Origin of the sequence: Shewanella sp. SM69 (assembly GCF_025653985.1) — a bacterium.
GTDB classification, from domain to species: Bacteria; Pseudomonadota; Gammaproteobacteria; order Enterobacterales; family Shewanellaceae; genus Shewanella; species Shewanella oncorhynchi.
The window spans coordinates 1-22,979 of the sequence record NZ_JAKKRV010000024.1 but is presented as its reverse complement, the minus strand read 5'-3'; the positions used below and the strand labels follow the sequence as shown (position 1 = coordinate 22,979).

Below are 22,979 nucleotides of genomic sequence, written 5' to 3'. Positions count from 1 at the left end.
GTTACAGCTCCCTGACAAAGGTGATGGCTGGAATGCGCAATATCCGCCAGAGTTCAGGCTCGGCCTGCCAGCGGATCTGTTGTTCCCGGGTGGTGTCGATGTGAGCAGGCAGCGTTTGCTCGCAGGCCAGCTTGATATAGGTGAGCACCTCATCCAAGCCATGGCGTATCGGGTAGTGTTCGATGACCTGGGCCAGGCTCACCTGACCTTGATAGTCACTCAGACAACGTTGGATGTGGCGTTGCAACTGCTGTTCGTCGATATGGCTCACCTCGAACAGGGTACGCAGATCCACTTCTGCCTGTGGCACGGCTTCGGCTACCGAGTTATTGAACTGTTCGCTCTGCGGCGGATGGTAGAGACCGCGACTCAGCAGTACAGAGAGCGTGGCCTGTTGCTCTGACACAGAGGCAAAATCCGGATAGCTGCGGCTATCAAGCCCTTCCAAGCGATGCGCCTGTGCCTCGAAGTCGCGGATCAGTTCCAAAATGCGTTTATTGTCCTGGGATTGCTCTTGGATGTAACGGCGCAACTGGTCGGTGATCTGCTGGCGGGTGATGTTCACCTTGGTTCCCGCATCCAGCAGGTAACTGTAGAGATGGCTGAGCAGGGTGTCCTGTTGCACCAGATTTCTCGCCTCTTCATGTTCTAGCAGTGACTGCAGGTTCTGGCGCATGGCACTGCGCATCTGTGGCGTCATCAGTAGCTCGAAGAAGGCGCTGAAGGACAGTCCTTCGTCCGAGTTGTCGATGACATCCTGATCGCCAAACACCTGATCCAGTACCAGTCCCTTATGCAGGCCACTCTGGGTGATGGTCTTGCGTGTCTCCTTGTCCAGACTGCGGAAGTTGGCTTCCACTTGGCGAAAATCCCCCAGCAGTTGGCGCGAGAGATCGCCCAGAAAAAACAGCCGTTCGCGGATCTGGGTCGCTGACATCCCCGTATCCTGTCCCTGCTCGACGGCACAGATGGCCTGCTCAATCTCGGCCTTGCGAGCGCTCAGGGTGGCGAGCTTGGATGCACTGTCTTCAGTGGTGCCGTGGACCAGCTCTCCGATCAGATCGAGCAACAGTTTGAGCCGTGACTCGGTGCCGACAAACCGGCGCCCCTGCATCTCCTCGATCCAGCGCAGGGCTTTTTCGATCTCGGGCAACAGGTCGCACTCGGGTTCATCGCTCTGCAGTGGCAGGTATTTGCGCAGATAGCCGCCCCGGCTGTTGATCCAGTCGTCGACATAGGCGCGGGCACTCTTGGGAAACAGCTCGGGACCATGGCTGTCGGCAATGTCCTGCAGATGATGTTCCAGTGCGTCGATCAGTTCCTGATAGGGGATGGCACGGCGGTTTTTAGCCAGAAAGGCCCGATGCAGAAAGCTGGCGAGCAGGGCAAAGTGAGGGGAGCGCAACAGACGCAGCGCCAAGCTTTGCTCCTTGAACTGCTCCAGAAACTCAAAGCTCAGATCCTGATTCATGGGGCAACTCCAGGCAGCAGGCGGCAGTTGGTCAGTGTGGCGACTACGTCATGGTTGGCCAGTCTGAGCGGATGGGAACGGGGATCGAGCCGGGCATCTGGTGAGCAGTCGACTCGCCACTGTTGCAACAAGTAACCCACCAGCGCCTCGCGCACTGTCAGCGTTAATTGTCCATCGGTCATGCCATAGTCCAAGGCTATGGCTTCTGGGTGGACAAGCGCGGGGTGGGGGACGAGTGTCAGCGTCATCTGTCGCTGCCAGGCGAGATCTGCCTCGCGCTGTTCTGTGTTTGGGGCTTGCGCCAATTCGTGCACTTGCAGCAGGCGGGTGGTGACGAAGTCGCGAAACTCACCATGCCGCCGGTCGTAGGCGCGGACATGCCAACGGTGGCCGTTGTTAACCAAGACATGGGGGACCAGCTCACGCTCTGTCTCACCGGAACTTAAGGAGTGATAGCGCACGCTGATGGCCCGCCGCTGCGTGATGGCGCGCATCAGGGTGGCTATGGTGTTGCTGTCTGGATGGATGAGGCGGATGGCATCTACACAGTGTTCGCCGGGTGGCGAGATCTGTTTTACGCCTTCACCCATACCCTGGCTCAGGCGGCTGAGCAGGGTTTCCGGCTCATGGTTAAACAGCGGTACAAATTTTTGCGTTATGTGATAGCGCTTGGTTTGGTGTTTGAACTCTAGGTTTTCCGGAGCCAGTTCACGGTATAGCGCCAAATCCCGGGTACAGGAGGCAGATCCGACCGCAAACTGGCGTAGCAGATCGGTTTTGCTCACCTCGCCAAAGTAGTAGAGGCAGAAGTCTATAAACTCCAAGCGGTTACGTTGAGCATGAGGATAGAGATGAAAATCACCAAGTCTTGACATAGGACTTCTCATTTTGCTTTAGTGCGCTTTATAGTATATGGCTAATCAAAATGATGCAATCATTTTGATTAGATGGTGGCGGTTTTGCTCACCAACCCACGAATTGGAGAGCAACTGTTCCAGTTTGAGCCCTGTGAGGTTAGGAGGATTTTGGTTGGGGAGTACGATGTTCGTTATGAGATCCTTGATTCGATTATCTACATGCTGCGACTATGGTATACGCGAGAAAATCGTTGAACAAAACGCCCGCGCAATCCCGCTCCTTTAGGTGCGGGCCAAGCGGGAGGTGTATTGTAGTTGGTAACACTGCTTCAGTTTGAGGGGTAACTACCTTGAAAAACACCGATCTTGCTGTAGTGCAGCAAATTTGGGGCCACTGGCAACTGATGGTTGCTATCTGTGGTCACCTTGAACTTACGAGCTGCTTTGGCTTTTAACCCTTGTCTTTTCATGCTGTTCAATATCGTTTTCAGGTCTGCATGGTCGCCATTTTCAGCCAACGCAACCTGAATATGGCGCGCACCGTCACGTTGCTTACCTTGCGTAAAAGCCTTATTGATTTTCTCGTCCAGCGCGGCCCGCCGTAGGGCTTTCTCGCCAGGTTCTTCACCGGTACGACGCCACTGATAATACCCACTTCGCGATACACCAAACACAGCGGCCATGCGCAGCAGGCGGAACCTGTGTTGGTGCTCCAGCATAAATTCAAATGCAGCTACTTTTGATTTTTCGCGAAGTAGGTTGCGGCCTTTTTTAAGATGGCTAAATCCTCAGCCTGATCAGCCAGTTGGCGACGTAACTTAGCTACTTCGGCCGCTAGTTCAGCTTCACGCTGGCTGGTAGTGGATTTTTTCTCTGATGCATTACGCCAGTTGTAAATCTGGGTTTCGTATAGCTTCAACTGCGGTGCTGCTTCGGCCACGCCAACACGCTCGGTCAGTTTCTGGGCTTCGGTTTTAAATTCTGCGGTATAAGTCTTACGGTTCTTTTTAGTTGTCATAGGCACCTCGTTATGTGATTTTACTCACTTAGCGCGGTGTACAGAACTACTGGATCAGATCACACAAAAGTGTGATTTGGTTGCCTTTGACATTCAGGGATTCACATCATCGCTTTGGCCAACGCGCAATCTAAACCTAAAAGTGGGATATAAATCCTATAATATTCAGTAAAGTGGGAATATAGTCCTGCCTTTCACATGTTAGAGTTGCTTTGATTTCAAAGTTGGACTATATTCCCATTAATGGCTGAATAGTGGGAATATAGTCCCTTTGGTTGGTGGTGTGGCTAAGCGTGATTTACACAATGTACTGTTTCCAAAGCAACGCAAAATCCTGACTCATTTTGGTGAGGACTTGTTGTTGGCGATGAAACGACGTGGTTTTACAAAAAAGCTGCTGTGTGAACGTACTGGTTTTGATCATAAAACCGTGAACAAAGTCTTCGCAGGTGATCCGGGCGTTGCCATAGGCACTTACTTAAAAGTAATGGCCGTACTTGGCATGGAAAGCAACTTTGCGGAAATGGCCGCTCATGATGAAGTGGGTATCAAGCTGCAAAACATAAAATTGCTGGAAGGTTCAAGATGAGCCGTGAAATCGTCGAAGTCTATGCCGACTGGCAGCCAATCGAAGCGCCACTGCTAATAGGGCGGCTTACTTATAGCGATTCAAGCCGAGGTGGCGTGTTTAGTTTTGCCTACGATAAAGCATTTTTAACCTCAACCTGTCGCTTGCAAATTGATCCAATCTTGACGCTTCACTCCGGTGAACTCTACAACGATGAAGCCGATAAAAACTTTCGCGCATTTCTTGATTCATCGCCTGATAGATGGGGACGTATTTTAATGCAACGGCGTGCGGCGATTGATGCGCGCAAAGGCATTCGAGCAACAAGTCGATTAAACGAATTGGATTACCTGTTGGGCGTGCACGACTCTTACCGGATGGGTGGTATTCGATTTAAGCGAGCAGGCTCGAATGCTTTTTTGGACGACAATTCTGAATTTGCTGCGCCGCCAATGGCTTCTTTGCGAGAGCTAGAGCACGCAGCCATGCAGATTGAAAAAGACGATGACATCGACAGTGACGAGTATTATCGCTGGTTGAAAATGCTGATTTCTCCAGGCTCATCATTAGGTGGTGCAAGGCCCAAGGCTTGTGTCACAGATGAACAAGGCCACTTGTGGATTGCAAAGTTTCCCAATCTAAATGATACCCATGACGTGGGCGCATGGGAGATGGTCTGTTATGAATTGGCTTTGGCGGCAGGTGTTGACATGTTTCCAAGTGAGATCAAGCAGTTTTCGTCACAGCACCATACCTTTTTAACAAAACGGTTTGACCGCGATGGCGAAAAGCGACTGCATTTTTCATCGGCCATGACACAGCTTCAATACTATGATGGTGAACAATTTCAAGGTGCCAGCTACTTAGAGATTGCTGAATTTATTTCCAATTGTGGTGCGCAAACCGAAGCTGATTTAGCACAGTTATGGCGACGTATCGTGTTTAATATTGCGGTGTCCAACACGGATGATCATCTGCGTAACCATGGGTTTTTATTAACAAAGAATGGTTGGAAGTTATCACCCGCTTATGATTTAAACCCGATAGTGGGTAAGCATGGCCTGCATCTGAATATTACCGATACAGACAACGCTCTAGACTACCAATTAGCCTTTGACGTAAAAGACTTCTTCCGACTTTCGCAAACCCAAGCCACGCAAATTTACGATGAAGTATTAATGGCGGTTAAGCAATGGCAAACCGTTGCTAAGCGGCTAGGGGTCAGCCGAGCCGAGCAAACCATGAAACAATCAGCGTTTAACGTTTAATGGTGAGCTTACGGCAGCGTAGCTCAACTTATTTCAATTAATAATCAACAGATCCTTATTACGTATCAAAGCGCCTCTGCCAACTGATTTGAACCACTGACTTTTTTGTATCGATCTTGTAATTGTAAACTATACCCTTTTTCTAGTAGCCATGAAGAGTTCAGTACAACACCTTTAGGTGCTATAAAAAAGTAGTTGGTTTATTTTGCTTTGATTTTCTAAACTCGTAGGATAAAAGTAACTTAAAGCTGTGGAACAAGGAGGCGCAAAGGATATGCGCCCTGTCATTGAGAAAGAACTTCTTCATTACGACATCTTGTATGCACTGGATGAAGCTTGGGTACTCGATAACTTGGTTTTTCAGGGCGGAACTTCACTGCGTTTGTGCCGAGAATCAAATCGATATAGTGAATATCTTGATTTGCAGGAGGTAGGGACTTCAATAGTAAGATGTTAATTGCAATGAAGCAGGTCATTGAAAAGTATATCGGTAATCGGTATGGGCTTGAGTTGTAGCTCGTAGCATGTTCAGTGACATATGATGCAAATTAGCGACATTTTATGCCGCATTCTCCCGGTAAATTTGGCAGGCATCCTCGCCAAATATTACATCTAACTGTTGACGGCGAAACTATTCATGGTGACCCAGAACGTATTCACGAATGTCCGTCCAACCACGAGCCCCTGCAATGACGGCACTGAGTGCACCAAACTGAGCATCAAATAATGCTTTCATTTAGTTGTTGCATAGGCCCATTGCACGATTTAATGAATACAGGGAGAGTATATAGCATATAAGGCGCAGCAAAAAGGACGGCCTTCGGCTGGGAGACGCTTTGGCGTTGCGACGCAACTGCTAGAACGCCACTACGTGGCTCTAGGGTTTAGACTCTAGTAGCGATGCGCTTAAGCATTCTACGAATGCTGTTTTACTGCTGCAGTTTATAGATACACTCAGCGCCATCTTTGATGGCTTGTTATATATCCTATCCATACTTATAATTTATGCGCACAAACAACGCGCATGGGTTATTGTTATGAGAAACAAATATAGCAATCAAGTACACAAAAAAGCTACAAATTTAAGCTTAAACAGTGAGTTATTAGCGGAAGCTAAACGCCTGAACATAAATCTTTCAGCGACAATGGAAAAGGCTCTTGAGAAAGAAGTAAAGCATCGCCTAAAAGCCGAATGGTTAGAACAAAATGCCCAAGCGATTAACGCTTGCAATGAATTGGTTGAAAAACAAGGCTTATTTTCTGATTCTTACCGAGTATTCTAATGTCACAGTTTGCCTTATACCAAAACCACGATAAGAGCACTGCAATTGCATATCCTTACTTTGTTGATGTTCAAAGTGAATTGCTTAATATCTTGAATACTCGGTTAGTTATTCCGCTAACACCTGTCGAACTATTGGAGAAAAAAGCCCCTAGGCATTTATGCCCTGTGATCCATATCGATGAGGGTGACTTCGTGATGTTAACTCACCAAATGGCAAGTGTACCAACGAAGATTTTACGTGAGCCTGTCAATGAGTTGAGTAGTTTCAGGGATGAGATCGTAGCGGCTATCGATTTTTTGATTACTGGCATATAACAGAAGCTGGAGCGTTGCTCGAGATGTATGGACTCCTTTGGCTAATCTTTGAATCGATTAAGACCGTACCCTCTTAGTGGGAGGGAGTCCATACATCTAGGAACGCCGTTTTACCGCTGCAGGTTACTGAACGGGCTCCGCCCGGACGGTGAGCTTGCGAGCGTTCCGTCAACCGTCAACGTCTTTGCTTTTCCTCCCATCTTATTTTCTCTGACTGTTTTTGCGTTTTTTAGGTGTCATTAATTAGTATTTTTCTTAATTACTGAGTGCTGCAGGTTGCATTAATTAGCTGTTTTATCTATTTTTGAGTGCTATAGTGTTCATTAATTGTCGTCTGCTTTTAGGGGTTAGGTAATGCAAATTTTAACGGTGCAGATGAACATTGCCGGAGAATGGCGTGATGTTGCTTTGGTGGAGTTTTATGCGCCAGATAAGGGCACTGGCGGGCCATGTGTATTAAATTATGAGATCGAACATGTCACGTCTTACTTCCATCAATTTGCGCAAACTGCAGTGAGTGTATCGTTACCCGTTGATAATATCCCGTTGCGAAGCCCTCACTGGCATCGTTTTTTAGAAGATATTATGCCAGCAGGTTCCAGCCGGGATTATTGGGTTAAGCGGCTTGGATTGCAGGATTTGCCTAATTTGGAACGTGATTTCCAATTGTTGAAATATGGAACTATCGCGCCAATTGGCAACTTACGTATAAAAGAATCGGTGCCTGAAAAGGCTAAAAGATCATTACCTGTTACCTTTAGTATCGCTGATGTCAGTGAGTTGCAGATTGATTTTATTGAGTATGCCCAGTCTCGCGGTGCAGCAGCAGGTGGCGCTTCCGGCGCAGGCGGGGCCGCACCTAAGTTATTAGTGCGATTAAATGCGCAGCAAGATGTTTGGATTGATACCTTTCAAGATGATCCGCGTAATCTCGATCAGCCTTATTTAGTTAAGTTTCCAAGGGGTAAAACCACTCTGGATGGCGATATTTTGCGAGCAGAGTATCATTTTTATCATGAGCTTACACAATTGGGCTTTGAGACTATTTCCGTTGAGTCGATGAAGCTTATTGAAGCTGAACGTGGCCCTTCTTTATGGTTGCCACGCTTTGATTACGGTGTTGAGGCGGGAGCAATGGTGAGTTATGGCATGGAGTCGGTTTATGCCATTTTAGGTGAGCCGACAGCAAAGCCTTTGCTACATGCCGATGTGATTAGACGGCTTTTGGCCGCGTTTAATAAAAAAGAAAATTATGGTAATACCAGGACGCTACTCGACGTTGAGGCTGAGCTTGAAGGCAAGAGTGGCATTGAGGCGTTTGTGATTGAATGGGTACGTAGAGATTTATTAAATATTGCCTTTGGAAATTCAGATAATCATGGCCGAAATACCTCTTTTATCAAGTATGGAAACCGCGTCCAGCTGGCACCCATTTATGATTTTGCGCCAATGAAAGCAGATTATGAGATGATCACTCGTACCTTTACCTGGGGTGAGGGAATGGAGTTAGGTGGCGTGTATAACTTTCCTGCAATTGCAGAACATTTATCTGATTTACTGTCGCCTAATGAGTTAATGAGCGCTTTGAATGAAACCGCTGCTCGTTTGCTTGGTCTTGAGCAACGTTTACGTCAGCGGGGTGTGCCAGAATCGATTCTTGCGCATTCGGGAATTGGTTTTGCCACGTTAGAAGCGAGAATGCAGCAATGGGGGCTATTATGACGGTTTCATCTAATGTTGCAACGGATTCGATTGAAACAAAAGGCAGAGGTGGTCGAAAAAAAATTTCGGTTAATCGAAAGCCTTTGACCCTTAAAGATAGGGAAGATTTATTATTAGCCGCTACATTGGATCTCTTTTCGGGGAAAAAGACTCAAGGTCAAGTACTTAAATGGCTGAGAGTTGAGTTGTTATCACTGAGCCAGGACCAATATGCCAAAATGGTTGGCGTTAGCCGTAAAGCATTGTCTGATATCGAAAGTGATAAAGGTAAAAACGGTGTTGAGTTGATTAATCGAGTTTTTAGCGGAGTCGGGTTTCGTATAGCATTAATGCCAAAGGATAGTGTCGTGCTGAAAATGGCGGTAGAGGCGATTTAGAAGCTAAGATCTAGAACGCCGCAAAGCGACGACTGCCTGGGTGCAGATGCAAGTCAGGAATTAGATTGCCAAGCCCATGCTTTAATTGACATGGTGAACCCCGTTTAACATTAGCTATATGCCAACACTTGCATCCCCGCAAAACGAGGAACAATTTTCCGTCCTACGCTGAATGTGCAATGTAGTCATTGACTGCATTTTCTACCGCTGCATTCAAACTAATGCTTTGCGATAGCGCAATTTCATTAAGTCGAGCGTGAACCTCTGGCGAGATCCGAACGTTGAATTTGCCAGAGAAGTTTTTGTAAGGCTCAATGCCACGCTCCTGACACATCTCTAAAAAAACGCTTAATGACTTCGCGCCCTCGGCTTCCAATTGAGCGACGCTTTCACCATAGAAATCCGCGCCGCCGTTTAAGCCTACGAACTCACCACGGAATGTTTCAGCGTCTGGATCATAATCAATAAAGGCTTTTACCCCGTTGATCATCATAAGATTTTTCATGCTTTCACCCCGTTCCTTTCTAACCATTTTTTGATGCTTATCACTGCGTCTTTGTCAGTTTCTTTCTGAGGATGTGGGCGGTGATATACCTGAACTTCACCAAACAGCACCACACCAATTCGAGACCCCTCACGCTCTTCAATGTCAGCCCCTAGAGCAATAAACAGCGCTTCAATATCAGACCACTTGATAGTTCCGCTGACAGGCCTAGCAAAGATAGCCGTCAACGTTCTTAAATGTTTTTTGTTCATAAAGTCTCATAATCCGTTAAATCGATAGTACTACTTTTTAGTATCATTTCAAGCGAATTTGGTACTATTTTTTAGTACCACCAATCAAAATGCATTAGCGGCAATTGCCCACATTGATACGGGGTCTGTAGTTAGTAATTTTTGTGTTGTCTCCAAAGTGCGATTGCCAAGCATATGAAGTATGTGAGCAACATCGTAGCCGAGGCGGTGAAGCTCTACTGCGAATGCTCTACGTCCAGATAGCACACTTGGCTGCTCAATCCCCGCATTTTTTAGTAACGTCTCTATCTCATTAAGCGTAAAACCCCGTACTTTTATTGCGGGGATGTAAGCGTCCATATGTGTGAGTAGAATAAAGTCTCCACACTGTAATTGTATATTTAGCTCTTAACGCTTGGTTTAAGTCACATTCCCTTTCGCCTGAAGATATTGAATTAAAGGCGCATAATCGCCGGCATCAGCTTGGCGTAAGCTCGCAATGTACTCACCCCGCTCTTGGCTTTGTTTATCCAAATCTGTATTGGACCAAACTAAAGGCTTTTGTTTGAGTAGTACCATTCGTATGCAGTCCGTCATCACGCGCGAGTGACGTTCGTTGCCGTTAGGAAAAGGGTGAATTTTAACTAACCTGTGCTGTATCCGAGCCGAGAGTTCTAGGCTGTCATAGTGTTCAAACTCAATCCAGCATTTGATGTCTTCCAGTAAGTTGTGTAAATCTGGCCGGATATTCAGCGGATCGACACCAATGTTCAACTCTCGGTGACGGTAGCTGCCGGCCCATTCCCACACATCACCAAGCAAACGTTGATGCAACTCTTCCACAAACGCCATAGAAAGAATGTCATCCATGCTGGTTTTAGGCGTCGTGGCTAACCAACTCAACCCTTGTAGTATGTTGGCATTTTCAAGCTCATTAAGCTCTTCGCGAGTCGTGATGTGATCAAATTTCAGCCCGGCAACATCATCAGCATTTAGTTGGGTTGCGCCCTCTGGTTCAACAAAGAGACTCATTGGTATTTCTCCTGCAAACTGACTTTCCACAAATCTCGGGTGCTGCCAGTTTTAATCTCATTGGCTAATTGAACCAGCGCTTGCTGTTGTTGCTCTGAGGTTAACTGCTGTGCTTCTAAAAACATCGATTGGTGGCTCATGGCCAAACGCTGCTTGGCCAACTCCATAGCGCGCGCTTCTATCATGTCATCAATCGACTGACGCGGAATAATCGCATAAACCAGTTCGGCATCGAGCCCGCTCGCCAGTTGTTTAAGTTGTTTGAGTGTGATGGTTTCATCGGCTTCTTTACGCTCCAATATGGAGACTTGATTACGAGAGAGATTAAGACGTTCACCTAATTGCGCGCCCGACATCCCCAAGGCCTCACGGATACTGCGCACCCAACCATTTTTCGGCGGTTTAGGCACAGATAAACCGAGTAAAGCGCTGATTTTTGCTTTGACTTGCTTGAGTGCAACGGCATAGACACCGGATTTTTTCATAATTTTGTATCTCTAATTAAATACAATGAAACGACAATAGTATCTAATTTTACATACATTATAAGGATTCTTGTATCTAATTTTTTATACACATAAAAGGCAAATGTATCGATTATAAAATACGCTACTTATTTGGCTATCTGTTTACTGGATAATGGTCGTGTCAAATTCATCTTGGAAGAGCAAACGTCTTCGGCAGCGCTAGTTTATAAGGCTGCCACCTTGAATGCGGCTGAAATGGCACTGGATGAGCTGGAGACAAAATGGGGCGATAAATACCCTGTGGTGATTAAATCATGGCGTAACAAGTGGGCGCTGCTATCGGTGTATTTCAAATACCCAGACTATGTCCGTACTACTATCTACACCACCAATGCAGTTGAAGCGGTACATCGACAATCCAGGAAGCTAACCAAAACGAAGGGCGGTTTTGCTAACGAGAACAGTTTACTCAAGCTGCTTTACGCGGGTATATTGAAGGCCTCTGAGCGCTGGACTCACCCCATCTCATCCAAAATTGGAATTTTACGCTATCACAGCTCTCAATCCATTTTGAGGGGCGCTTAGAAAACCATATCGATCTGTGAAATTAACCTGACACAGAATTATGAACAGCCTCAATTTAGCTCAAATCTAATCTGACGGAGTCGTCAGAAAAAACGAGTAATTGTCAGAGCAGATCTGAGCGTGTACACCGTTATCAACCAGTATTTGATAAGACAACAGTCGCTCAACAACCCTGCGACAGCACAATAATGAGGGCAGGGAAGTGTCTCAAATGGCCATTTTTAGCAAAGTAAATGTCTCAGCGCTAAAGTGATTTATGCTTAAGATGCTGAATTTTATTTGAAAAAACCTATAGCAATGTGTGAGTCTATTAGGGGGCACATCATCATTAGATGAAGCGCTATTGATGCTTAACCCGTTACCGAACAATGCCTGAATCGTTCACTCCTTACGGTAAGCTAAGCGTGATGTTTATCGTCAATCAATGGCACGCATGCGCCTCTGTGTTCGCTCCGCCTTGCACAGGTAGCATTCTTCTTGCACCCCGTACTTAAAAAGGTCACGTTGCTCTACAGGTAAAGTTGTATACTTTCGGGCTTTTTATTTTTCTAACCTTTTACTTTGGGATAGGCGATATGCGAATACTCATTACCGGTGGTGCAGGGTTTATTGGATCGGCATTAGTGCGAATGCTGATTGAGCAAACGATGTGCATCGTGATCAATGTCGATAAGTTAACCTATGCCAGTCATCCAGAGGCTTTAGCGGCTATTGCCGATAGTGAGCGCTATCATTTTGTGCAGGCAGATATTTGCGATAGGGCAAGGTTAGACCAGGTGTTGCAGCAATTCCAACCCGATCTTGTGATGCATTTAGCGGCCGAAAGCCATGTGGACCGTTCAATAGATGGGCCCGCGGAGTTTATTCAAACCAATATCGTGGGAACTTACACACTGCTCGAGGCATGCCGTAGTTATTATCAAACTTTAGGGCAAGCACAACAGCGCCGTTTTCGATTGCACCATATTTCCACCGACGAGGTTTATGGCTCCCTTGGAAAGGCGGGGCTATTTAGTGAAACCAGCGCCTATGATCCTAGTTCTCCTTATTCTGCCAGCAAGGCATCGGCGGACCATCTTGTTCGCGCCTGGCATCGTACCTATGGTTTACCGATAGTTATTACTAACTGCTCTAATAACTATGGCCCTTTTCAATACCCTGAAAAGCTGATCCCTTTAATGGTGAATAATGCGTTATTGGGAAAACCACTGCCCGTTTACGGCAATGGCCAGCAGGTGCGGGATTGGTTGTATGTGGATGATCATGTTAAGGCGTTATTTTTAGTCGCCACTGAAGGGCAACTAGGGGAAACCTATAATATTGGAGGCTCAAATGAATACACTAATCTTGCTGTGGTGCAGCGAATTTGCGATCTCTTAGAAGAGTTAGTGCCCACTCATCCGCAGTCTCTGACAATGAGTGGCATGGGGTTTCGTGATTTAATACAAAATGTTGCTGATCGTCCAGGCCATGATGTGCGCTACGCCATTGACGCGAGTAAAATTCAACGTGAATTAGGTTGGCAACCACTCGAATCCTTTGATTCAGGCCTTAGGAAAACGGTCGAGTGGATAGTGCAAGCGGTCTAAAAACCACCGCGTAATTGATGTCAGAGTACTTTTAGGATCTAATTTAATTTGATAAACCTGGTGCATGTAATTTGTATCGACATACCACCGCTACCGTAATGTCAGAAAATGGTGCCGACATTCGCTATATCCAAGAGCAGCTAGGCCATGCAGATATTTCGACAACACAAGTCTATACCCAGGTGACGATTGGTAAGCTAAAGGAGGTTTATCATCATACGCACCCTGCAGCACGAGAGGGGGAATGAATCTTGAAGAGTGTTGGTGATGATGCAGAGGAAATAGGAAAAGCCCCTAACGGGGCTTTATTCACAAAACCAATGAATTACACTGCCATGGATTTGGCTTCAATAATCATTTTATTCTGTGACTCAGTCGCTTTCTTGATAACTTGAGTATACACACGTTTTTTCTCTGCTGAACTTGCGTTCATAACAAAGGCTGAAAGCTTGGATGTAGTAACGTTAATTTTAGCTGTATTGGTCGACATAGATTTCTCACATAAAACAGCCTAAAAAATAGGCTCAGGTGGCAAGTTTAGCAGTCTTATTAATTCTGTGCGAGAGTATTTTTTCTTTATATGATGCTGAACATCCGTAATGTTATCATGGTAAATACGAGTGCTACCATCATTGTTCTTTATCAGTAAATCTATCTTGATTGCCGCGCCATATTTGGCTTTGACTTGCCGGACTACCTCTTGCGAATTTAAGAATTGATCGATAAATGTAGTAGGTAAAATGCGTCTGCCTTCAAGCTTTTCTCTTGCTTGGACAAACTCCCAGGCTAGTGTAGGTTCTTGATAAACAAAGATGATGAGCACGGCTCGATTTCGCTTTAGTGAGCGCTCGATATTTTTACAAGCGATATCAAAGTTTGAAAAAGTACCATCTAAGATGAAACTTTGGTTGTTGTTAAAAATTCTCTCTAGGGTTGGTTCAACAATAAGGCTGACAGCTTTCTGAAAGAGGAATGAATTTTCACCAGTGTACTCTTGGAAGAAGACTCTTAGCTCATCAGGGTCAAGCCTAATAATTCCCGTTTCATCAAACATTTCAAGAAACGCTTTTGAAGCTTCGGTTTTTCCAGCGCCAGGAGAGCCGCACATAAAAATAGACACAGGTTGTTGATCAGCTGGAAACTTGTCCAAATCGGTCAGTTCTCGAGCTATCCGAGTACGATTTGCTTTCGCATAGGTGACCGCTTGAGTTTCAATTTCTGTTTCTTGCTCTGTCATAGTCAGTGATAACGTTACCAGATTTAAACAACATGATATCAGCCAACTCAAGTTGAGTATAACTTACGGGGTTTTACAGCATGTTTTCGTTGCGCATGAGTTTATCAAATGCGTTGCCATCGCTTCGAGATGCGTTTGCAACATAAGGTGCATAGACATCAAATAATAACCGAGTATCACTGTGGCCAAGCATTTGAGATATATACAGTGGATTTTCTAGGGCTGCGATATGCAGCACTGCCGCGGTGTGACGAGTTTCATAAGCTCGTCGATGTTTCAGTCCCGCTTTAATGAGTGTCGGGTACCATAATTTTTTGCTAACAAAATGGGTATCCAGTGGCGCATCTGATTTGCCAGTAAACACAAAGCCTGACTCTGACAATGCCAAATTTTTAATGCGTTTAAAGGCATCGTATACCGTGTCACACATCTTAAGATCACGCCTAGATTTTGGTGTTTTCACATCACATACTTCACCATTCACCCAGTTTTGCCGTATGCGAATTAAGCGGTGATTAAAATCAACATGTTGCCACTCTAATCCATGTATTTCACAGCTGCGCATGCCGGTCCAAAACCGAATGATGAAGTAATCTTTCCATTCGGGAGGGACGTGGGATAGGAAAAGTTTAACCTCCTTTATCGTCATCGGATGAGACTCAGCCTTTTCTTCTTTAAGTGAGCGATAGCGTCTCAATGGGTATTCAAATTTATATTCTTCTGCCGCGAGGCTTACCATGGAGACGATGGGCCACAGTAAGTTATTAATGCGCCGATTAGATAATTGCCGGGTATTATCTGCCTTTACCATTTGCATTAACTGCTGACGATAAAAATCGATCTGCGATAGGGTGATCTCATTCATCAATGTATTCCCAAATTGTGGGATCAGATACTTATCTAAAACGTTTTGCATGGTGTTTCTATAGCTATTTTTCCACGTCGCCTTTTTGCGTTCAAACCACTGATAAGCAAAATCATTGAAAAATGGATATTCACGATCAGGATGTTTTTCACGCTGCAACTGCTCAAATTGAGTGACTTTTTTACTTTTGGGAAAATAGTCACGGTATTGAAAGCAGCCTAAGTCTATCTCCGCGTTCATTTTTTTGAGCGTAGTTTTGGCAGTAGCAAGGTTTTTAGGTGTGGCCAGCATTTTTGTGCCTTCACGAAAACGGCAGCCATAAAGATGCATGTCGAACTGAATACGCCCATTGGGGCGCACACGAATATGAGCCATAGGTGGCCTCCATCAAATAGCACTGTCCCTATCCGATGGAATTCGTTAGAATTTCGCCATCGGCTGGGTCTGGGTTAATAGCTAGTGCAGCCGATACGGGGGAGGGTGGTTGCAGCCGCTCTCTCCCAACTGCTTATTTATTAGGTTAACCGCACTTTTACATCGCGCAACTCAACCTGGAATGTCCCTTCCAATAGTTGCAGTTTGCCAACTATTGGTTAAAAACACACCTATCAATATAACTAATACTGTTTATTTGTCCAGTATTTTGTTTTAAATTGCTGCGCTTTTTAAATTGACCATTTACCAATGAAAATTGTTGTGCAATTTAGCGGAAGTTTGTTGCCGTCATTTACCTCACAACCACACATAACCGTATTCAGTTTAAGTTTGGGGGCTGACTCAATCATCGGCAAACCCATATTCATCGATATTGGCTAAATCGCCACTGTTTTCTGTGATGTTTTCGGAATGCTTATTGTTCGGTTTAGGTGCTAAATCAGGATGAGTCGTTGGCGAATAAACACGAGCGTTCTTGAGTTTATCTTCTGTTTGGTTTTCTGTCGTGTCGGTGTATTGCGCATGCGACTCTATGTCATTAACTGGAGTATCAATTTCGTCTGGCACATCGCTTGGTTGTTCGGCAAACAAATCGAGTTCTCCTTGGCGCGATGGCGGCAAAATGTAGCGGTCATCGTAAGTGTTCAGGTACTCGTTTTTCAATTTTTGATATGCAGCTAACTGTGATTGTTCTGATACTAAGTTAAGGCTATCAAACGGTGACATATCTTCTGGTTTATCAAAGAAATTGAGTTTCAGTTCACCATTTTGATTTTGAGTTAACGTAATGCGGATCTCGCCTCCTTTAGCAAAAATTTTTAATTTCATGTCTTTGAGAGTGCGAGGCGAATAGGAAAATAATAATGCGTTGTGATTATGAAGGTGTTTAACGCTGACTTCGCGAATGAACTCCCGACGTCCGGGCAACATGCATGAGAATAACCTGTTGCTGTCAAACAGTAGCATCGCAGTATTGAGCGATCTAACGCTGGTTTCTTTTAAGATCATGTTATTTAACTGTTTGAAATCGTATAAATTAGATGCAAATTCAAGGAGTAACGTGCTTTCCTGAGTTATTTTTCGATGAAATTGCTCTATGCCTTCCAGAGAGATACTTTGCGTGTGCTGGTCAGTTTTAAACGTGAGTAGTTCTCCCTCTAAGCTAAACGCTATGCTGCCTGTTTCAGAGTTCATGTACAGCGTTTTAAGCGTTTGGCTTGCGGCTTCAGTCAAGGGGAGGGTATGAGGTAAGTCGATATTGTCTTGTAATCGTTTGGTCGTGACTTCACCATTTTTCTGGAAGCGGATCTCTTTTTCATTTTTTCTAAATTCAACAAAATCAAAAGGTATGAGTGAATTGGTTGAATTGATAATGTCAACAATCGAGCGTCCGTTCAGCTCATGATAAGCACGTTGAGTATTGGCCACCTGATATTGAATATGATTTTCATGAGCAGCGTCTAATTCAAAACGGGACATTGGGAAATGTATTGAATCATCAATCTTTTTGTCGTCTCTGAGTAATAAACAATACTCGATATTGATGTATTTGCCATTTTTGTACCTGAGCTCAAAAATATACTGATTGGCTAGGGTATTAAACTCTTGCTGTTGCTCTTTCATGCACATGAAAAAATCGAAAGGGATTGAGAATTCAGCATTCTTCAAACCATGGCCTTTTTCGAGAGGTATTTCAATTTGTCCGTATTGACCAGGGGCACCACCAATAAGGAGCATACGGCTGTTATCGCTGTCGATAAACACACTGATACATGCATCCGAATGATGTTTGTCTAGTGCATTTATCATATTGATAAACAAAGGAGATTTTATTTTCGGGATTAATATCTTTGACATAATACACCTAGTTGTTCTGTTGAAAGTGTGAGAGATATAGCTGTGTTTGTTGAACGACAAATTGCAGATCCACTAACTTAGCGTGCTGCTTATGAGGGTTTAGTTTGGTTTCACTCAATTTGGGCGTCAGAGTGATGGTCAGTTCGCTTTGACCAACAGGTTGTTTTTGAAGCGTTATTGTTTCACCCGATTGAGCAAAATGGTCTTTTAACCTGTTTAATAGAATGTCGATTTTTGTTTTTCTATTCACGGTTAACACAAAGCTGGGCGCTAACCAGCGCCACAGTGGCTGACGAAATACTGCTGCAAAATGTCGTGCATTTTTGACATTACACGCCAAGGTTAATGTTAATGCTGGATGTATGCCGTTGCTTAGCACGATTGCTGGCAAATTACTGAGTGCTGTGATTTGCGCTTTGGTCATTGGCAAGAATTGATATTTGCCTGGAGATTGCGAGATTTGGCTTAATAACGGCCAGTTAACCTCTTTTACTTTTCGCATTTCAAGAAATAGATATTGAAGAAAGTCATGAGAAATTTTGTTGGCGTTACCAAGCCATTTTTGATGATACTTGACGGTGTCTTGTGCAATCGAGACTGTATGAAAATCGCTGAGCGGCTTTTGGGCGACACTATTTTTATTCGTCTTAAATAGATGTTGTCTCAGTGCTGTCTCTGTGAGTAAGACGTGGTTTTGACGCTTCTGGTTAATGTCTTTTGCTTGGTAATCAGGGCTGATTAAAGCGAGTTGACGTGATAGATCATTTGAGTCGTTTTTTAACCCCAGCAAATATCGCAATTCACTATGCGAGAATTCTCGAGGCTGTGATTCACCAAAGCCTGGCCGATAGAATGGGTAAAGCCAGTCTATATCGTGCAGATAGGACCATCGAGTTGTTGCATAGTACTCGTGTCCGATTTGACGAGTCATTTCATCTAACAAAATCCCATCATTACACAGTGAAAATGGTTGCCCTTCAAGCCAATAGTCAAATCGCGCAGCAAGCACGTCATCATGGAGTAAGCGTTTCATTTGCTCTGTATTCGTGGTTTGCTGTGGCGGCAGATTGTATGCAAGGTGCAGTGCTTGCAGCATAAATAAATGTACACCGCTATGACGCAGGTGATGAAACCGCGCTTGCTGGCCGCATATTGCTTTGATGCATTTAGTGGCAGGTAATAAGTATTGCAACTGCCGTGAATGGTATGGCTCATCCGTGAAGCCGATCAAATGCTGGTGAGGTTCACAAAGCTCACTGTTTTTTATCACAATTCTGACTAAAATCGCGAATTCTTCCGGTATGACTGTATAGACGACGCGTGAATGTTTGCTTTTGGTCGTCCCCTCCTTAGTATTTGTGATATTGAAACGAAACAATTGTTTATTCGCTGGATCAACAAATACATCCTTTAAACGAAGACGCAGTAACTCTCCTCGGCGCAACATTGCGAAATAGCTGATAATGACAGTGACTGCGCAAAATAACCTCTGCAATAACCCCCCGTAGGGCGGCGCGATGAGCTTTGCGACGATTTCATGCAACTGTTCTATTGAGATCCGAAATGGATCAACACCTGGAGGGCTGAGTGGTGGTTCGAACTGGCTAATGTCTAAATGGTCTGTGAGTGATTGGTGACGCATAAAGCGAAAAAAATACAGCATGATCAGTTGCTCTGTTTCAGTCGCTAAATTGTCATAAATGTTGTGGCTCCATTGTTGTAGTAGTTCTTGGTCTATTGCTTGGTCATAACTGAGCGGGCTCGTGAGTTTTAATTGAATATTGCAGTATTTTTTGATGGTGCTGTCTGCGAGTTTTTGCTTTTTTACCCCACCGAAATTGATGAGTTCTAACGTGTATCGATAGAGCATTGTTGGCAGGATATTGTCTACAGGCCAATGACTAAGGTCATGGACACATTCTGTAATCTTATTGCGATTATTTTGCAGTTCGAGGTGCGGCCATTTCTTCGAGGCTTGATTGGCTTTAGGTATTGCGGTAACTGCCATTTCGTCATAATCGATGCCATAAATTCTCACTAATTGTCGTTGTTGGTCCTTCTTGTCAACCGAGACTAAAGGGGTTGCGACATGACGTTCTGGGTAACTAATATCTTTTAAGAATGTAGGAACGACATGATCGCGATAGTGCCAAACGGCTTGAAAAAGGTGCTGGTAATGACGAGAGACCTGAGTTGATATGGAGAATGACGTTAATAAGGTTTCTAATCTTTTTAGCAACTGCTTTTCAGTTAGCTTGCTATGCGAATATGCCTGATATTCCGTCAATGATTGATAGACAAATAAGGGCAGGTGATACCGGCTTGATTTCGGTAGATCGTCTTGATTAGATGACTTATCTAAGTGTTTGATATTAAGATATGTTTGTCTTTCAATACGCTGAATGCTTTCTTTGTCGTTAATGATGTTGACGAGATGTGCAATGGTTAGTGGCGCAATTTCAAGTGCGATAATCAATGCCATAAACTCAGCTGACAGTGCGGAGCGCTGTTGCAAGAACTGAGCTTTGACGTTTTCATACTCTGTTTGCAGTTTAAATGCATCGTTCGCTTGAGCTGTGATGCATTCATACCATCTTAAATCAGGATCTGGCCAAGGCAGCTTTTCAATCTCAGGAGTTTGCCACTTCAGTGCTTCTTTGAGGTAGACAATAATGGCTTCTAGCGCACGTTTATAGTGACGTTGCTTGCCTGTAGGTACAGATCTGATGATTTTATTGATGACTTGTAAATCTTGAAGAGTGATTTCACGACTATTGGGTTGGCTGATTAATATGTGAGTCGGCTTTTGAGCTGAAAGGTTTGAGGCTTTGAGTGTTGGGTTCGGCCACTGGCTGATCACCCAGCTAATGGCATCTATGCCAGCGTTTGACAAGCCCTGACGTTGGTGATAATTGTAAATCTCAACAGGGTTTAATTTGTTGAATAAACTAGACATATTTCAACTCCTTTAAGCCGTATCGAGCCGGCAGACTATCAAGAAATAAGTCTTGTTGTTTTATGCTTGCTGGAAATGTATGGTCACTGCCCAGATGTTCACCGTACTCCGCGTGTCCCATTAAGCGATCAATTTGGTGTGTTGTCAGTTTATGTATAATGCTGGTAGCGGCACTTTGCGCAAATTGATGACGCAACACATAGGGGACAATGCCATTGGCTCTTTGATGTAAAAATTGTCGCAGCGATTTTGCTGATATTGCAGTCGCTTGATTATTTGCATCATATAAACTCCATGCCCAGGGAAGAGCATTGCTCAAATTCAGCTTCAAACTGAGTTTTTGTTGCAGCGTGGTGTAATGCAGAATTTGTTGTCTCAGATAGTCACAAATTCTGATTTCGCGTTGAAAGCCTTTATCAGATACTGTCGTGCGGCGGTAATCATAGTGTGATTGTTTATTGATAGAGATAGCATGGGTAGGGCGCATGCCCGTAAGCAGTATAAATAACAGCGCAGTATGGTTAGCGCAGAGATTGTGATAATGAATTAAAGCGGCTTGACCAGCTTTGTTTTCAGGCTTAGATGAAGTTATCTCGTCATGAAGATGACGAAAAATCGCAACAATCTCACTCTCGGGTATAAGTCGACTACTACCGAAAACCACGGACTCGTCTGCGTATTTTTCTAGGTCTTCACCAACCCATTTACTATGAAAACTCACACCCACTTTTGAACTTGTAATATTAGCGGGAATGTTTCTTTTGGCGTTGTCATTTAATAGTGAAATGCTGGGAAGTGTGGCATTACTTACTGCTGAACTCGACGAGAATGTGAGTGTCAGCAACTTGCTCACACCTAGAGAGTTTGCATGAGTGAATAATCGACTGAGATACCGATCTTGCGCGTGAAATAGCTCTGTTCGAACGTGTTCACTGTTTTTTTGCTGATAAACCGCTGCATGTCGATGGTGCCGTATATCAGCAGGTAATAATAATGATTTAGTTAAACTGGATAGTTGATTATCTGTGCGAATACAGCGTGTTATGTACTTAAAAAACAATTGCTTTCTTATCGCTGGAAAGTGTTCGATCTCGGCAGGTTTTCGCCATTTTGCCATGAGCAGATTAAGCAATTGTTGTTTTTCCGCTGCCGTTAGCCATGAAACGTTATAGCTGTGATTGCTAACGAAGGGTTTGAAAATGTGGATTAAGCAATTAGGGATGGGTTGCCATTCAAATTTTTTATCGCCGCTTTGAGTAATGGTTGCACGTGCGTAATAGGTCCAAGACTTGCCATCCTCAAACTTCTGATTTTTGAATCGATGTGCTTCGCATGCATCACTATTTCTTACTTTATGACAGTCGGGAATATCATCTACTGTGATGGGTTTTTCACTGGCTCGCAGGAGAAAGTCATCTAACTGCTGAGTAAGCCATAAATACATAAAAACAATCAATAATTTGCCTGTGTTGGTGTCATGACTCTGTTTTTGGGCTTGATAAAACATCTTCATTAACGCTGTGTTAGTACTGAGTCTATCTGGCATAACACCGCCGGAATTTTTTATCCTATTACTTTTAGCATTAGCTTGTAGCTTTCCCATTACTCATATCCTTTTTCGATATCTGAGGTATGAATTGCACTGGGAGAGAGTTGCGCTAAGTGATCTACTTGCAGTTTGAATTTGATGAGCCTGCGCGCAGCAAAGGAGATTGAGGTTCGGTTCTGTGGGACACTCTCACTCTGTTTAACCTCTTCATTTGCCAGCAGTCTGATAAGTTGTGGGTGTTGCTGTGAAAGTAAATTTAGCAGTACTTTTTCAGACTTATCGATACTCATAACCAAGCTCCAACATCAAGGTCTTTAGATTAAATCACAAAAAAATGGTAAATATCTTCAATTCAGGAACTAATTTCGTAGCTAAAATTAAAATTTGTTATTTAGGTCTTTATTTTCGAGTTTATTTTTTTATCCGTCATTCCGCACCTAATTTTCGATTTAAAAAACTTGACGGCGATCGGTCATTCTGATCTATTACTACTTTTTGCAGGTAGATCATTATGACTACTCCAGCTATCGCTATTCGTAACCTCGACCACCTTGGTTTGGTCGCTGCACTTTGCCAAGAACTCGGCATTGCTCGCATGATTGATGCGGTGCTACCCAAAACGCCGCCCTACAAAGTCTCACATGGTGAAGCGTTGGTGGCGATGATACTGAACGGTCTTGGCTTTCATAGTTCGACCTTGCACATGTTCCCGCAATTCTTTGCCAACAAGCCTGTAGAACGCCTGATTGGCCCGGGGATCTGTGCCGATGACCTCAATGATGATTGATGAT

General features: G+C 44.4%; 22 protein-coding genes and 4 pseudogenes. 12 read left to right on the top strand and 14 right to left on the bottom strand.

Annotation, left to right across the window (positions count from 1 at the left end; translation table 11 throughout):
• Window position 1: 1 nt before the first annotated feature.
• The gene (locus L5M37_RS21925) at window positions 2–1,471 is read right to left on the bottom strand and encodes a DUF3375 domain-containing protein (protein ID WP_263179935.1); all 1,470 of its coding nucleotides are present in this window, start codon (window positions 1,469–1,471) and stop codon (window positions 2–4) included.
• Window positions 1,468–2,346: a helix-turn-helix transcriptional regulator gene (locus L5M37_RS21920; RefSeq protein WP_261762700.1), complete on the bottom strand. Its 879-nt coding sequence runs from the start codon at window positions 2,344–2,346 to the stop codon at window positions 1,468–1,470. The genes L5M37_RS21925 and L5M37_RS21920 overlap by 4 nt, the downstream gene beginning before the upstream one ends.
• An 81-nt stretch (window positions 2,347–2,427) precedes the next feature.
• Between L5M37_RS21920 and L5M37_RS24115 the strand changes: the two are divergent.
• Window positions 2,428–2,583 (top strand): annotated as a pseudogene (locus tag L5M37_RS24115) (type II toxin-antitoxin system RelE/ParE family toxin); the annotation flags it as partial.
• 122 nt (window positions 2,584–2,705) lie between these two features.
• On the opposite strand, the pseudogene L5M37_RS21915 reads toward L5M37_RS24115, so the two are convergent.
• Window positions 2,706–3,346: pseudogene (locus L5M37_RS21915) on the bottom strand (transposase); the annotation flags it as partial.
• A 283-nt stretch (window positions 3,347–3,629) separates the two neighbouring features.
• Between L5M37_RS21915 and L5M37_RS21910 the strand changes: the two are divergent.
• The 7 genes from L5M37_RS21910 to L5M37_RS21885 all read left to right on the top strand — a co-directional run bounded on the left by L5M37_RS21910 (window position 3,630) and on the right by L5M37_RS21885 (window position 8,881).
• Window positions 3,630–3,935: a helix-turn-helix domain-containing protein gene (locus tag L5M37_RS21910; RefSeq protein ID WP_004249763.1), complete on the top strand. Its 306-nt coding sequence runs from the start codon at window positions 3,630–3,632 to the stop codon at window positions 3,933–3,935.
• On the top strand, window positions 3,932–5,182 hold the full coding sequence (locus L5M37_RS21905; RefSeq protein WP_014610931.1) for a type II toxin-antitoxin system HipA family toxin: 1,251 nt from the start codon (window positions 3,932–3,934) through the stop codon (window positions 5,180–5,182). The genes L5M37_RS21910 and L5M37_RS21905 overlap by 4 nt, the downstream gene beginning before the upstream one ends.
• 274 nt (window positions 5,183–5,456) lie before the next feature.
• Window positions 5,457–5,639: a nucleotidyl transferase AbiEii/AbiGii toxin family protein gene (locus L5M37_RS24185; protein ID WP_041412043.1), complete on the top strand. Its 183-nt coding sequence runs from the start codon at window positions 5,457–5,459 to the stop codon at window positions 5,637–5,639.
• Window positions 5,640–6,219: 580 nt separating this feature from the next.
• Window positions 6,220–6,465, top strand: coding sequence for a type II toxin-antitoxin system CcdA family antitoxin (locus L5M37_RS21900; protein WP_014610893.1), 246 nt, complete (start codon window positions 6,220–6,222; stop codon window positions 6,463–6,465).
• Entirely contained in the window at window positions 6,465–6,782 is a 318-nt protein-coding gene (locus L5M37_RS21895) for a CcdB family protein (protein ID WP_014610892.1), read from the top strand. The genes L5M37_RS21900 and L5M37_RS21895 overlap by 1 nt, the downstream gene beginning before the upstream one ends.
• Before the next feature lie 354 nt (window positions 6,783–7,136).
• Window positions 7,137–8,504, top strand: coding sequence for a type II toxin-antitoxin system HipA family toxin (locus L5M37_RS21890; protein ID WP_014610930.1), 1,368 nt, complete (start codon window positions 7,137–7,139; stop codon window positions 8,502–8,504).
• Entirely contained in the window at window positions 8,489–8,881 is a 393-nt protein-coding gene (locus L5M37_RS21885) for a helix-turn-helix transcriptional regulator (RefSeq protein WP_014610890.1), read from the top strand. The genes L5M37_RS21890 and L5M37_RS21885 overlap by 16 nt, the downstream gene beginning before the upstream one ends.
• Before the next feature lie 163 nt (window positions 8,882–9,044).
• Here L5M37_RS21885 and L5M37_RS21880 read toward each other — a convergent pair whose 3' ends face one another.
• From L5M37_RS21880 to L5M37_RS21865, 4 genes are all read right to left on the bottom strand, one after another.
• Window positions 9,045–9,386 (bottom strand): type II toxin-antitoxin system HicB family antitoxin, encoded by a 342-nt coding sequence (locus L5M37_RS21880; protein WP_014610929.1) that lies wholly within the window; start codon window positions 9,384–9,386, stop codon window positions 9,045–9,047.
• On the bottom strand, window positions 9,383–9,637 hold the full coding sequence (locus tag L5M37_RS21875; RefSeq protein WP_115014214.1) for a type II toxin-antitoxin system HicA family toxin: 255 nt from the start codon (window positions 9,635–9,637) through the stop codon (window positions 9,383–9,385). Before L5M37_RS21875 ends, L5M37_RS21880 begins: the two co-directional genes overlap by 4 nt.
• 399 nt (window positions 9,638–10,036) lie before the next feature.
• Entirely contained in the window at window positions 10,037–10,648 is a 612-nt protein-coding gene (locus L5M37_RS21870) for a mobile mystery protein B (protein ID WP_115014218.1), read from the bottom strand.
• Window positions 10,645–11,133 (bottom strand): mobile mystery protein A, encoded by a 489-nt coding sequence (locus L5M37_RS21865; RefSeq protein ID WP_069453178.1) that lies wholly within the window; start codon window positions 11,131–11,133, stop codon window positions 10,645–10,647. Before L5M37_RS21865 ends, L5M37_RS21870 begins: the two co-directional genes overlap by 4 nt.
• 204 nt (window positions 11,134–11,337) lie before the next feature.
• Here L5M37_RS21865 and L5M37_RS21860 point away from each other — a divergent pair.
• The 3 genes and pseudogenes from L5M37_RS21860 to L5M37_RS21850 form a co-directional block, all read left to right on the top strand.
• Window positions 11,338–11,720, top strand: a pseudogene (locus tag L5M37_RS21860) (transposase); the annotation flags it as partial.
• Window positions 11,721–12,275: 555 nt separating this feature from the next.
• Window positions 12,276–13,289 carry a dTDP-glucose 4,6-dehydratase gene (gene rfbB / locus L5M37_RS21855; protein ID WP_263201832.1) on the top strand — a complete coding sequence of 338 codons (1,014 nt, stop codon included), beginning with the start codon at window positions 12,276–12,278 and terminating at the stop codon, window positions 13,287–13,289.
• A gap of 71 nt (window positions 13,290–13,360) precedes the next feature.
• Complete coding sequence (locus L5M37_RS21850; protein ID WP_205403037.1) at window positions 13,361–13,537, top strand: tyrosine-type recombinase/integrase; 177 nt, start codon at window positions 13,361–13,363, stop codon at window positions 13,535–13,537.
• A 77-nt stretch (window positions 13,538–13,614) separates the two neighbouring features.
• On the opposite strand, the gene L5M37_RS21845 is transcribed toward L5M37_RS21850, so the two are convergent.
• The 7 genes from L5M37_RS21845 to L5M37_RS21815 all read right to left on the bottom strand — a co-directional run bounded on the left by L5M37_RS21845 (window position 13,615) and on the right by L5M37_RS21815 (window position 22,478).
• Entirely contained in the window at window positions 13,615–13,779 is a 165-nt protein-coding gene (locus L5M37_RS21845) for a hypothetical protein (protein WP_014610884.1), read from the bottom strand.
• Between the two features lie 21 nt (window positions 13,780–13,800).
• A complete protein-coding gene (locus tag L5M37_RS21840) occupies window positions 13,801–14,526 on the bottom strand; it encodes a zeta toxin family protein (protein ID WP_263201831.1) in 726 nt (241 codons plus the stop codon).
• Between the two features lie 73 nt (window positions 14,527–14,599).
• Window positions 14,600–15,766 (bottom strand): Arm DNA-binding domain-containing protein, encoded by a 1,167-nt coding sequence (locus tag L5M37_RS21835; protein WP_263201830.1) that lies wholly within the window; start codon window positions 15,764–15,766, stop codon window positions 14,600–14,602.
• A gap of 402 nt (window positions 15,767–16,168) precedes the next feature.
• Window positions 16,169–17,683, bottom strand: a complete 1,515-nt coding sequence (locus L5M37_RS21830; RefSeq protein ID WP_014610924.1) for a hypothetical protein — start codon at window positions 17,681–17,683, stop codon at window positions 16,169–16,171.
• 7 nt (window positions 17,684–17,690) lie between these two features.
• Window positions 17,691–20,639, bottom strand: a complete 2,949-nt coding sequence (locus L5M37_RS21825) for a hypothetical protein (protein ID WP_263201829.1) — start codon at window positions 20,637–20,639, stop codon at window positions 17,691–17,693.
• Window positions 20,632–22,242, bottom strand: coding sequence for a hypothetical protein (locus L5M37_RS21820; protein WP_263179946.1), 1,611 nt, complete (start codon window positions 22,240–22,242; stop codon window positions 20,632–20,634). Before L5M37_RS21820 ends, L5M37_RS21825 begins: the two co-directional genes overlap by 8 nt.
• A complete protein-coding gene (locus tag L5M37_RS21815) occupies window positions 22,242–22,478 on the bottom strand; it encodes a hypothetical protein (RefSeq protein WP_263179947.1) in 237 nt (78 codons plus the stop codon). The genes L5M37_RS21820 and L5M37_RS21815 overlap by 1 nt, the downstream gene beginning before the upstream one ends.
• A gap of 221 nt (window positions 22,479–22,699) precedes the next feature.
• Here L5M37_RS21815 and L5M37_RS21810 point away from each other — a divergent pair.
• Window positions 22,700–22,972 (top strand): annotated as a pseudogene (locus L5M37_RS21810) (DUF4277 domain-containing protein); the annotation flags it as partial.
• Window positions 22,973–22,979 lie beyond the last annotated feature (7 nt).

Excerpts from the sequence above, each read along its gene's own strand:
- L5M37_RS21925 (WP_263179935.1), bottom strand. The coding sequence starts at position 1,471 with ATGAATCAGGATCTGAGCTTTGAGTTTCTGGAGCAGTTCAAGGAGCAA.
- L5M37_RS21920 (WP_261762700.1), bottom strand. The coding sequence starts at position 2,346 with ATGTCAAGACTTGGTGATTTTCATCTCTATCCTCATGCTCAACGTAAC.
- L5M37_RS21905 (WP_014610931.1), top strand. The coding sequence starts at position 3,932 with ATGAGCCGTGAAATCGTCGAAGTCTATGCCGACTGGCAGCCAATCGAA.
- L5M37_RS24185 (WP_041412043.1), top strand. The coding sequence starts at position 5,457 with ATGCGCCCTGTCATTGAGAAAGAACTTCTTCATTACGACATCTTGTAT.
- L5M37_RS21900 (WP_014610893.1), top strand. The coding sequence starts at position 6,220 with ATGAGAAACAAATATAGCAATCAAGTACACAAAAAAGCTACAAATTTA.
- L5M37_RS21895 (WP_014610892.1), top strand. The coding sequence starts at position 6,465 with ATGTCACAGTTTGCCTTATACCAAAACCACGATAAGAGCACTGCAATT.
- L5M37_RS21890 (WP_014610930.1), top strand. The coding sequence starts at position 7,137 with ATGCAAATTTTAACGGTGCAGATGAACATTGCCGGAGAATGGCGTGAT.
- L5M37_RS21885 (WP_014610890.1), top strand. The coding sequence starts at position 8,489 with ATGGGGGCTATTATGACGGTTTCATCTAATGTTGCAACGGATTCGATT.
- L5M37_RS21880 (WP_014610929.1), bottom strand. The coding sequence starts at position 9,386 with ATGAAAAATCTTATGATGATCAACGGGGTAAAAGCCTTTATTGATTAT.
- L5M37_RS21875 (WP_115014214.1), bottom strand. The coding sequence starts at position 9,637 with ATGAACAAAAAACATTTAAGAACGTTGACGGCTATCTTTGCTAGGCCT.
- L5M37_RS21870 (WP_115014218.1), bottom strand. The coding sequence starts at position 10,648 with ATGAGTCTCTTTGTTGAACCAGAGGGCGCAACCCAACTAAATGCTGAT.
- L5M37_RS21865 (WP_069453178.1), bottom strand. The coding sequence starts at position 11,133 with ATGAAAAAATCCGGTGTCTATGCCGTTGCACTCAAGCAAGTCAAAGCA.
- rfbB (WP_263201832.1), top strand. The coding sequence starts at position 12,276 with ATGCGAATACTCATTACCGGTGGTGCAGGGTTTATTGGATCGGCATTA.
- L5M37_RS21845 (WP_014610884.1), bottom strand. The coding sequence starts at position 13,779 with ATGTCGACCAATACAGCTAAAATTAACGTTACTACATCCAAGCTTTCA.
- L5M37_RS21840 (WP_263201831.1), bottom strand. The coding sequence starts at position 14,526 with ATGACAGAGCAAGAAACAGAAATTGAAACTCAAGCGGTCACCTATGCG.
- L5M37_RS21835 (WP_263201830.1), bottom strand. The coding sequence starts at position 15,766 with ATGGCTCATATTCGTGTGCGCCCCAATGGGCGTATTCAGTTCGACATG.
- L5M37_RS21830 (WP_014610924.1), bottom strand. The coding sequence starts at position 17,683 with ATGTCAAAGATATTAATCCCGAAAATAAAATCTCCTTTGTTTATCAAT.
- L5M37_RS21825 (WP_263201829.1), bottom strand. The coding sequence starts at position 20,639 with ATGTCTAGTTTATTCAACAAATTAAACCCTGTTGAGATTTACAATTAT.
- L5M37_RS21820 (WP_263179946.1), bottom strand. The coding sequence starts at position 22,242 with ATGGGAAAGCTACAAGCTAATGCTAAAAGTAATAGGATAAAAAATTCC.
- L5M37_RS21815 (WP_263179947.1), bottom strand. The coding sequence starts at position 22,478 with ATGAGTATCGATAAGTCTGAAAAAGTACTGCTAAATTTACTTTCACAG.